The sequence below is a fragment of the Pirellulales bacterium genome (assembly GCA_019694455.1).
In the GTDB taxonomy this organism is placed as follows: Bacteria; Planctomycetota; Planctomycetia; order Pirellulales; family JAEUIK01; genus JAIBBY01.
The window spans coordinates 1-12,237 of the sequence record JAIBBY010000080.1 but is presented as its reverse complement, the minus strand read 5'-3'; the positions used below and the strand labels follow the sequence as shown (position 1 = coordinate 12,237).

At 59.7% G+C, this 12,237-nt stretch carries 1 protein-coding gene; it reads right to left on the bottom strand.

Features of this window, described 5'->3' with window-relative positions; genetic code table 11:
- Positions 1 to 12,237 (bottom strand): SDR family NAD(P)-dependent oxidoreductase (locus K1X71_19855; protein ID MBX7075404.1); only part of this gene is annotated, 12,237 nt, incomplete at both ends.

Here is a 12,237-nt window from a genome sequence, read left to right as displayed (position 1 = left end):
GCCGTCTCCAGAAACAGCCGCTGACGCGGATCCATGCGTCGCGCCTCCCGCGGCGAAATCTGGAAAAACAACGCGTCGAACTCGCTCACCCCCTCCAAAAAACCGCCACTCGCGGCCGATGGGAGAGAGGAGTCTGTGATGCCGGCGAGTTGCTGGCGCGCCACTGGCGGAGCGCCAAGCGGACTTTCCGGCTGATTCAGCGACTCCCAGAGATCGCCTGCCACATCCACGCCAGGAAGTCGAAACGCATAGCCGACAATGGCAATGGTGTCTCGATGTAGAGGAGGTGTCGCAGACTCAGCGGCAGTCGTACTTGAGATGCTCGACTCTTGTGAACGAAACGCGCTATCGCTGGACTTATGAGGCAAAGTCGACGCCCAGTCGGCGATCTGACTGGCCCGCTCCGCGACGAGAAACTCAGCGAGCTGGGCCACACTCGGATACGCAAAAACCTGTGGCGGGCTGAGATTTGAAATTCCCAATCGCGCCTTGATCGCCGCCAAGGCCTCCAAGGTCATCAGCGAATCGATTCCTTGCTCCTGGAAGGATCGATGGGCGTCGAAGGCGCCATGCGGCGATCGCGCGACCTGAGCGAATATTTCGGTCAATGCGCGCCGAACCTGTCTGTGGACGTTGCCAAGCGTCGCCGCGTCAGTTTCTTGGTCAGTACCCGATGCGACAACTTCCGATATTCGGCGCGTTGCTTCGGCGATAACGACCTTGGATACGCCGACCTCGGCTGTGCTCCGCCCGCAGATCACGCGCAAATCCAGCGCGTCAGCCAATGGCGCGTGCGCCGGCACATTGGCATCCGGAAAAACAGCGAGTTCCTCAAACTCCAAACTTGCCAGCAGCGAGCGCCACTCGTTGACATCCAAGAGCGGGCCGCTCGAACGCAATGAATCGTCGGAATGCCTGGACCACCCTTCAGTCAGCGCGAAGGTCAAATCTCCGAATCGCGATTCTCGAACCGCCTCGACGAGCAGCAAGCGGCCGCCCGGGCGAAGCAGTTCGCAAGCATGGACAAGCGACTCACGCAGGTCGCGCGTGGCGTGCAGCACATTGGCGGCGATGATGAGATCAAATGAATGTAACGACAAACTTTGCTCGGTAGGCGGCGTCTCGATGTTCAATACGCGAAACTCGACATCGTGCGCCGCGGCAAATTGACGCTTGGCTTTATCGACAAGCGCTGGCGACACATCGGTGAACAGATATCGCTTTGCGACGCCGCGCAGCGCATCAAGCAAATACCGTGTCGTGCCCCCCGTGCCGGCGCCAATTTCGAGAATCCGAAACTCTCGATTGTCGGCGACCTGTCGAGCGATCGCGGGCACGATGGCTTGACAGATTTCCGCCGCGGCGCGCGTCGATGGAGAGTTGGCGTACAGCCATTCGGCTTCGGTTGTGTCGCCGCTCGGGAACAGTGCTTGCAACGGGTCGAACTCGCCGCTCAGGATCGACGCCAGCCGAATTCCACAGCGATGCAGAAAGCGAAGTTGGATCGCAAACTGCGGATATCGCCGCGCAAGTTCAGCGGACTCACGCTGGGCCGATCGTTCGAAAAATTGCGCCGTTGCGAGTAGTTTACCATCATTCTTGACCAGCAATTGGTCGGCCAGGAGGTGCTCGATCAATCGCGTCAATAACCGAGAATACTGCGGACGCGGTTTCAGGCGGGCCGCAATGTCGTGGATGTCGTACGAGTCTTGCGCGTGTTGGAACAGATTCCGCTCTCGTAAGGCGCCGACAATGTACGACGCGCAAAGTCGGTCCAGCAGTGGCGCAAGGCCCTGGTATGGCGCCAGCGTCGTTTCGTCCGTCGCGATGCGCTCGCAGGCGCGCGCGCCGGCGCCACGGAGTTCGATGTCCTTGTTGGGGAGTCGCGTTTCGATATTCGTACTCGATTTGCGCAACACTCCAACAGTGACGGGATTCGCTCGAATGATCTCGTCGAATGCGGCCAAGGCGGCAGCGTCGCTCAGGGGTTCGATGCCGCTATTTTGCAGAGTTCTTCGATAACGCTCGTCATCGACGGATCGCGATTGGTCCCATGGTCCCCAATGAATTGCAATTGCCGGCCTGCCGAGCGTATCACGCCGATAACGAGCCAGCGCGCCTTGAAACGCGTTTGCCGCGGCGTAACTGGCATGGCCGACACCTCCCGTCCACGCCGACATCGACGAGCACAGGACAAACCGCGGAATTTGGCAACGATCGACTGCTTCGCTCAATATCGATGAGCCAGCCACTTTGGAACGAATCACATCGTCCAGGTCGCTGGGGGTCCGCCGCCAAATAACACCGTCTTCCAGATGCCCAGCGGCGTGAATTACACCGGCGATCTGGCCATATCGCGCTTGGAGTTCCGCGAACACTGCTCGCACCGCGGTGGCATCGGTAATATCGCAGCACACGTATTGCGCCGGCTTGGCATGACGCTTGAGCCCAAGCAATCGCAATTGCCGCAGTTGCGCAGCCGCCGAATTTATGTCCACTGTGTTGCCAAGATCGGTGCGACCCAGCAGGACCACTGTCGCTCCCAATCGATGTTGCAAGTGGCCTGCTAAAGCGGAACCGACGCTGCCTAGACCTCCGGCAATGACATAGACGCCGCCTTCCTGCAAGCCAGAGCTTTGGCCAGCATCGAGCGGCTTGTTGACCAAGTGGGATCGCAGTCGCGCGCCGCGAGCATAGGCGACTTGAAGTTGTTCCGCGTTGCCGCCCAGTTCTGCATGAGCCTGTTCCGCGATGCGGTACGCTGGCTCGCTTGGATCAACATCGATAAAGCGCGTGCGGAGGTTGGGCAATTCGTAAGGCAACACCCGCAGCACCGGTTCCAGCATGGCGGCGAGAGGATTTCGACAAGGTGATTGGCCGGCGTCCGTGGCGCCGGCGGTAATCACGGCAACCGTGGTCTGCTGGCAAATCTCGGATTGCGCCAATACCGCTTGCGTCAGGTAGGAGATGTTTCGGAATCCCAGGTCGAGTTGCCGCTCTTGGTCAACTTCTGCTGTTTCGTCAAGTAAGGTCGGCAAGGTCCAAAGGTGCGCTACGCCTTGGACCTGGCCAACATGCTGCTTGATCCATTCCGCCAGTCGATGGTAGTCGTCGACATTCTCGGGGCGCATGGTCACAACGTCGCCTGCTTGCCAAGTTTTGTCGGCGAGCACTTCAATGACGCGATTGCCAGAATCGATCAGTCGATCAATGAGACGGCGCGCGGCGGCTTGATGTCGATGAAACACCAGCCAAGCGCCGGCGGACAATGGCTGTGGAGAAACCAAGTGTTCCGTTCGCCATTCGATGGCGTGATACAGGCCGCTGGTTTGACTGGGCGCAGGCGCGGGATCGTAGTACGCCCTCACATCGCTCGGCGCTTGTTGAGGCTGAATTCTGGTAAGGCGGCAATCCACACGACGAAACGGATACGTCGGGAGGCTAATGATGCGGCCGCCACGCCCGGCTTCATACGTGCGCCAATCGATCCGGCATCCGCGCACATACAAGCGAGCAACGGCCTCTTGTAGTGAGGCCGGCGCCTCGCTGTCGGTCAGGGCCGAAATGGAATCAGCGCCCTCCGCATTCGTTACGATTTGGCCCAAAGGCCCGAATTCGCCGAAATTGATCTGTAGGTCACATTGTTGTTGGGCAAGCTTGTTTAGCGACTCGGCAAACTTTGGCAACTCACTAAGTTGGCGACTCCAAAGCGTTTCATCGCAGGTTCCGTGCTGAACGGTCGCGCCCGTGATGCTGGAAATCCAACGGATGTTAGGTGATTTGTCGCTGAAGTTGGTCGAAGCGATCGACAATCCTCGTGAAGCCTCCTGCCAAGCCGCAGAAGCGACCAAGAGCGGCGCGGCGAATCGGCGTGTGCTGACTCCGCGCCGATCTAGAGACTCGACTACCGCATCGACCAAATGATCGGCGACCGCCAGGATTGTCGACGACCGCGTCGGCTCGCCGACCACGGTTACAGAACAATCGGCCGGCAGCAGCGAGGTCACCATTGCTTGGGGCGCATTGGCGGCCAACAGGGTTTCCTTAGCGGTGATGGCATCACGCTGCCGTGCGACCATAGTCAACGCGGCGGCGGCAGCGGCGAGCGGCAAATGCCCAGACAACACCGCTGCCACGTACTCGCCGACTCCAAAGCCCAGGACGCAGGCTGGTTGGACTCCCCAATGCTGTAGTAGTCGCACATAGGCGACTTGCGCCGCGAATGCCGCCAAACAAATCTGTTCCCAATTGTTGCCCGACGCGTCTGGCGCCCGCATCAAGCAGTCGAATAGTCCTTGTGAGATCAGGGAATCAATTTCTGAACAGACGGCTTGAAGTTCATTTCGATACTGAGGCTCGGACTGAGTCATCCGATGGATCAAATCGCGAGAAATCGGCGTCAATCCACAGAACACAAACGCCACGCGGGGCTTGTTGAATCGATCGACCACGCCGTGCCAAACGCGATCGGAGTTTTGATCACCCAAACAGCTTTTTACCGATGCGCGAAGCTCAGCCATGTCGCTGGCGACGATCGCCAGTCGCGTCTCGAAGTGACGTCGTCCACCGTTCGTCGTGCGACACAAATCGGTCAGTTCCGTTGCCGAATCAATCCTCAAGACATACCGTTCGAGCAAAGCTCTTAGTTCCACTTGGCTTCGCGCCGAAGCGGTAAAAACCGCTGCCGCTGGTGAATGCGAAGGCGGCGGGACCGGCAATTCCGGGGCTTCTTCAACAATTACGTGACCATTGGCGCCACCGAATCCAAACGAACTAATCCCCGCGCGGCGCGGCGACGAATCTTCAGTCCATGGCTGCAACCGAGTGGGTAAATAGAATGGGCTCGACTCAAACTCAATGTCAGAGTTGATTTCTCGCACCGACGGATGCGGGGGCAATTGTTTTGCCTTGATCGAAAGGATCGCTTTGATCAAGCCGGCAATCCCAGCAGCAGCTTCCAGGTGACCGATATTGGTCTTGACGGTCCCGAGCGCGCAAGTTTGTCGACGCGGTTGATCGAGCGCGCGGCACAAGCCAGCGAACTCGATCGGGTCGCCGAGTGAAGTGCCCGTGCCATGCGCCTCAATCAGACCGATTGTCTCGGCCGATAGTCCCGAATCAGCGAGTGCCTCACCGATCACCTGCGCCTGTGAACCGGAGTTGGGCACCGTCAGCCCGGCCGCCTGTCCGCCATGATTAATCGCCGAACCAACGATGCAGGCGTGAATGCGATCTCCAGCCTCCCAGGCCGCTTGCGCCCTAGCGAGCAGCACGACGCCGATACCCTCGCCCGGCACATAGCCGTTCGCGCTGCGATCGAAGCTGTGACAATGACCGTCTGGCGACAAGGCCTGAATGCGCTCCAATGCCGCATAATGGCCTGGAGTCACGCCAACTTGCACGCCCGCCACAAGGGCGTAGTCGCATTCGCGAGCGCGCAGACTGCGCACGGCGAGATGGATGGCGACCAACGCCGACGAACAAGCAGTGTCGATCGCCAAGCTTGGCCCCTTAAGATCGAAGCAGTACGAAACACGATTGGCGATCACTGAAGTGGCGTTTCCGGTGCCGAGGTACACACCGTCGGAGTTTGGCTCTCCCCCGGCGAGAAACTCACTCGACATGGCGGCGACAAAGACACCAGTTCGCGAGCCAGTAAGTCGACCATCCGCATAGCCCGCGTCTTCGATAGCTTCCCAGACAGTTTCCAATAGCAAGCGCTGCTGCGGATCCATCTCGCAGGCTTCACGATGCGTGATGCGGAAAAACTCGGGGTCAAACTGATCGATATTGTCGAGGAATCCGCCTTGGTATCGCCGAGTCTCTGTCGCCGCGATGTCGCCGATCGCCGTCCGCCAACCGCTGCGATCGGACGGCGCCGGCGCGATCGAATCGCGCCCCTGTTGGATATTGCTCCAAAACGCGTCGAGTGACGAAGCATCTGGAAACCGTCCAGCCATGCCCACGACGGCAATTTTGGAGTCGCTGAGGTGCGGTTGCAGATAAGTGTTGGCGGTCGCAGTAGCGCTCGCGGGCTTGACTGACCCCTCCACTTGGATCGTGTCGTGAGCGATTTCTTCCGGTGGATTCCTATCCAAATGGCTGGAAACAGCTTGTGAATTCTCTAGTCGCGAAACCCCATGTTCCCCCATCAAGGCGTCGGCTAATCGCCGCAGTGTTGGGTGATCGAATAGCAAGGTTCGGGGAAAATTCTTGCCAGACAATTGAGAAATTGTCTTGGCTAAGTTGGCGGCGATAATCGAATCGACTCCCAGTTCGACGGCGGGCGCGTCGGGATCCACTCGACCGATCGGTTCTTCGATCGCTACTGCCACAATCCGGCGCAATGTTTCGATCAGACTTTGCTTCAGGTCGTCGATATCCACTTGCGCTGGAGTTTGCGGATGCGCTGCACGTTGTTGGTTCGCAACGCCGACTGGTTGAATCGAAGGTGCGTCACGCAATCGCGCGACGACGACTTGCGCCTCGCCCGCGACCAAGATCGCTTCCAACGCGGCAAGCCCGATCGCGCTGGACATTGCCACGACACCAGCGGCGGCGCCGCTATTGGGATCCAACAAAGAACGAATGGATGAATCGCCGGTGGCCTGCGATTGACGCAAGTGCGTGGCGGCGCGCCCCGCCTCGGACCATAAACCCCAGTCCACCGCGTAGGTGGCGCGGCCTTGTTGTGTTCTCCAGTGCGCGAACGCGTCGAGAAAGGTGCTGGCCGCGGAGTGATCGGCCTGGAAGACACTGCCTTGTATGCCGGCAATCGACGAAAACAAAACCAGAAAATCCGGTGGATCATCCAGCGTGATTTCGTCGAGCAATCGCGTGCCAATCAGTTTGGGTTGCAGGACTGCATCAAATTCGACTTGAGATTTGTCCTTGGTCAAGCCATGTGCGAGTACGCCTGCCGCGTGAAAGACGCCGTTGATTTTGCCGTGCTCCGCGCGAATCCGTGCCAGCGCGTCGCGGAGCGATTTGTCATCGGAGACATCCGCCAATTGAATGGAGATGTTGGCGCCAAGCGAACGTAATTGCTCAATTGCCGCGGTGCGTTCGGCGGTCATTGGATCGCTGCCGGCCGGATCGGCGATGTGCGGCCGAGTCAGCAGTATCAACCGAGCGCCGGAGCGGCGGTGAAGCCAGCGTGCCACTTCGAGACCAATGCCGCCGAGACCGCCAGTAATCAGATAAACGCCCCGTTGGCGCAGTGGCAGGTTGGGGCGATTCGACTCGGCGATCAGCGGCTGATAATCGAGCGAAAACGAGACGCCGTTGCGAAAAGCCTCTACCGGATCCGTAGCGCCGCCAGCAGCCGCAATCAGTCGCTCTCGAAGTCGCGGCTCATTGAAATCCGATGGAGAGATATCGATGCATTCGCACAATAGGTCTGGCCGCTCGCGATTTGCCGTACGAGCCAGCCCGAACAGGCTGGCCGCGATGGGATTGCCTACCTCCAAGTCGTCATCCAGCGACACCGCGCCGGCGGTCACAAAGCGAACGAGTCGTGCTTGCCGGCCGGGTTGATTGGCAAGTGCCTTGATTAGAGTGAAGCCGCTCCGCGCAGTTTCCGAGTAGGCCGCGTCGAACGATGCCCGATTACTCAACCCACTGGTGTGATCCAGGGACCAAAGATGGAGCACGGCCGGAGGGCCCGAATCGCTGCCTGCGGCTTTCAGCAATCGGCAGTAGTCGTCAAATTGATCTGGATGAATCGTGAATGCGTCGCCGGTGGCAGCAAATCGCAGTCCAGGACGAACTTCGATTGCGACCTTGCCTTGTTCGCGAAGCTGTGCGGCGATAGCCCGGCCCAAGCCTTGGGAATCGCTAAAAATAATCCAATGCGCCGATTCAGCGGTCTGATCATTTCGCGACTCGCGCGAAACAGGTCGCCACAACGGCCGATAGAGCCAGCCGTCGAGCAGCGATCGGTCGGGCAGCGGCGGATCGATGGTTGCCGCGTGCGGCGCAGGTGCGCCAACATTTGCTGGCAGGCCGCGTGGCAACCAACAATGTTGTCGCTGTAGCGGGCTTGCCGGCAAGGCAACGCGCTGCATGGGAAGACTGCGATACAGTGGCGCCCAATTGACGTGGATCCCTTGAACAAACAATCGGCTCAAAAGCGACAGAGCTTCGCCGCGATCAATTTCTGAATAGTCCTTGAATTCCGCATCCGATGCATCGAGAAGGACCAATCGACGAAATTCGTCCGGCAGGCAGTCAGCTGCCAAATGCCGCGCATCGACTGAGAAGTTGGATGCCGTTTCGCGAACGAGCGCATCCTGTGACAACGGGTCGCTGGCGGTGCAGAACAGCGAGTTGTCGCGAAGTCCGACGCAAAAATCGGTGAGCTTGCGAACTGCTTCTTCGGTGGTGCTCGCCAATAAAGCGAGTCGATGCGCAAATGGAGTGCGTCCGCAATTGGCCGTGAAGCAAATATCTCGAAACGCGAGTTCTCGATTCGCCTCAAGATGCCTGACAAACGCTTCGGCGAGTTGAGCGAGCGCCCGCTCGCTTCGCGCAGAAAGAGTCAAGACCTCCACGCGCGGCGCATGGTCATCACGGGGCGGCTTCACGAACTCCTCTAGGACGACATGCGCATTGGCGCCGCCAAAACCAAATGAACTGGCCGCCGCACGGCGAGGGCCTTGCGACCCAGACCAAGCGCGAGCGCGGTCGTTGACGAAGAATGGCGAAGTTTCGAAGTTAATCGATCGATTGGGCGATTGAAAATGCAGTGTTGGGGGAAGCTGCCGATGGCGCAATGCGAGAACCGCCTTGATCAATCCGGCGATACCAGCCGAGGCTTCCAGATGACCAAGGTTGGACTTGACCGAACCAATCGCACACCAGGCTTGCCGTGAGTCCGCGCCGCCAAACGCCGCGCTAAGTGCCTGTAGTTCCAATGGGTCGCCAAGGGCCGTACCTGTGCCGTGTGCTTCGAGCAGGCCAACAGTTTCTGGAGAGAAGCCGCATTTTCGATACGCAGACTGGATCAACGCCTGTTGCGCCTTAGGGTTGGGCGCGGTCAAGCCAATCTTGGAATGGCCGTCGTGGTTGATTTCCGATGCTTTGATCACGGCCCAAATATCATCCACATCGCGAATAGCGGCGGACAGTGATTTCAAGACGACCACCGCAACCCCTTCGCTGCGCACATAGCCGTCGGCGCGGTCGTCAAATGTCTTGCAACGCCCATCCAGGGCCAGCATGCCGGCCTCTGTGCAGATCGCGTTGCCGCCTGCGTTGAGGATTAGATTGGCGCCGCCAGCAAGCGCGACCTCGGCTTCGTCGCGCAAAATGCTCTGACAAGCAAGATGCACCGCCACCAACGATGAGGAGCACGCCGTGTCGAGCGTCAGACTAGGACCCCGAAAGTCGAACAAATAGGATAGCCGATTCGCGAGCATGCTGGGTGAGTTGCCCGAGCCGACATGCGGATCGAGATGTTGATTCTCGGCCGCCAGCAGATGCAGGTATTCGCTGCTTGAGGCGCCGATAAACACGCCGACACGCCCTTGCCCTAGTTGGTTCGGGCGATACCCCGCGTTCTCCATGGCGTGCCAAGCGACTTCCAGCAACAAACGCTGCTGAGGATCCATTCGCCGAGCTTCGCGCAACGAAATGCCAAATAAATCGTGATCAAATTGGTCAATGCCCTGTAAGTAACCGCCCAGGACAGTGGCGGCTGGGTCGGCCAACGTCTGGACAAATTCGAGGCGCGATACAGGAATCGGGCCAATCGAATCTCGGCCCGTCGTAATATTCCGCCAATACTCGTCTGGCGAGTTGGCGTCTGGAAACCGCAGCGCGACTCCGATCACCGCAATGTCGGCGCGATTGGCGGCAATCTCCGTGGCCGACATGGAAGTGGTGGTTGTCGCTGCGTTCACCACGAGGACAGCGTCTCGCGTGACATCGAGTGGCGGTGCAGAAGCTGGTATCGGCGTCGCTTGAAGTGCCGTCGCCAGTTCCCGGATGGTAGGGTTGGTAAAGAGCAATGTCGCATCGAGTCGAGTGGCTAGCCGGCGCTCGAGTTCGCGGGTCGCGCGCACCGCGAGCATTGAGTCGAGCCCGATCTCTTGAAAATTCGTCGACTCGGGAATCTCATGCGGGGCCAGCGACAACACTGCGCCAAGCACCTCTCGCAAAATCCCCAACATCTCCGCTACGGTTGACTGTACTGGCGGCCGAGCTTGCTGCTTGTCTGCCGCGTTGGGCACTTGATCAGCAACGGGCGTCGCTGCCAGCACTCGGCTGCGCGATGCGATCATGTTCAACTGGCCAAGTTGCAGCGCTTCGTGGAACAGCGCGCGCCCCACCGCCGGCGAAATGGTCTCGATCGTCGACAAATCAGAAGTCGAATCGACGTTGGTCCGCGCGGCCATGCCCACCGCCGACCATGGGCCCCATGCAATGCTCATGACGCGAGGCGATCCGCCGCTTCGGTCATGATTGCTCGACCACGCGTCGACATACGAGTTGGCCGCTGCATAGGCTGACTGTCCGATCTGCCCGAGATGCGCGGCTATTGAAGAGTAGATGATCAGAAAATCGCAGTGCAGCGTTTTCGCCGCAGACAGCAAACAGTCGCATCCGAGGACTTTGGGTCGCAGCACCGCGTCGACCGATTGTGGTGAGGCATGGATTCCCAGCGCGTCCTGGAGGACTCCGGCGGCATGCACAATTCCATGGATTGGGCCATGAGTAGCAGTCCAGGCCGCAAGCGCGTGTTGCACGTCTGCCAGGTTGGCCACGTCCAGCGACATGGGAATCGCTTCGACCCCCATTCGCTTGAGTCGCTCGATATTCTGGGCTCGACGACGAATTGTTTCGTACAGCGAATGCGGCTGCGCGCCCGTCTGGTCGCTCGTACTCAGTGGCGTTCGATTGGCCAACAGCAAGCGGCTTGCGCCCAATTCAGCCAGCGCGTACGCCGTCTCGAAACCAATGCCATCTTGACCACCCGTAATCAGATAGGCGCCTCCCTGGCGGATGGCGATTGGCTGCTTCTGGACATGGTCAATGGGTTGCCACGCGGGCGCATAGCGCTGGCCGCCGCGCAGCGCGATTTCAGCTACGGTGTCTGCGGAACTGTCGTCACTTGCCAATTCAATGAGCAAACACGAGGCATCAAGGTTGTTGTGATCTATATCGATAAGCCGCGCGCCCAGAGATGGTGTCTCACGCCGCAACGATCTGACCGCCCCCCAAATGGCGGCAGCTTCAGGCGAAATGTGTTCCGAACCGTTGATTCGCGTCGCGCCACGGGTCACGACACACCAGTGGCCCACTAGTTTCGCGGCTACGAGCGACCGATAACGGAACAGTAGCGCGGCGAGTGACTCCGGCACCGGCGCGGATTCGATGTCGCAGCACCAGAGGTCCACGACTTGTGACACGCCTCGCAGGGCCGCATGGTTTAGGAGTGAGTGATAATGCTCTTCGATCGCCGGATTCAGCACGAAGTGCGAGTCCGACTTCTGGGCGAAACGATGCCCTTGGGAAACGCGAATTACGCGAGTGCCATGTTCGGTCAACCTGCGCGCTAGATCCGCGCCCAGACCATGCTCGTCGACAAAAACGAGCGTCGCTTGTTCAGGGTGTGAAGACGGCGATAGTATTGGCGCCAGTCGCCAACACATTTGATGGAACCAGGCTTCATCAAGTGGAGAAGCAATGGAGGCAACATTCGCAGTGGCTCTAATTGGTTCTGATTCTTTGAACAACGTGACATCTGGTTGCGAAGCTCTTGGCAACCGGAAGCGTCGCTTCTCGTAGGGGTAGGTCGGCAGTGGGACGCGGCGATAGGTCCCCGGCTGTTGGCTGTAGAAGGCCTGCCAGTCGAGGGGGGCGCCGGCCGCTTCGAGTTGGGTCAGCGCTGCGAGCAGGCTCTCCCACTCGCGTCCCCGCGCCAAGCTGGCCAGGACGCGCGGCGTGGGCCGGTCGGAGGCCTCCCGGCCCGACGGGTCACGGCCCAACGGCTGAAGACCCAGATTCTCCAGGCATTGCGTGGCCAGTTGGGCCAGGGTCTGGCCGGGCCCGATCTCGAGCAGCAGGTCGGCGCCGCCGCCGCCATTGGCGGCGGCCAGGGTTTCGATGGCTTGTTGGAAGCGGACGGGCTGCCGCGCTTGAACGAGCCAGTAGTCGTCGGGGAGCCGCTGTCCGGCGGGGAGCAGCCCGCCGGTGGCGGCCAGGACCAGCGGGATCCGCAGGGGCGCGTGTCGC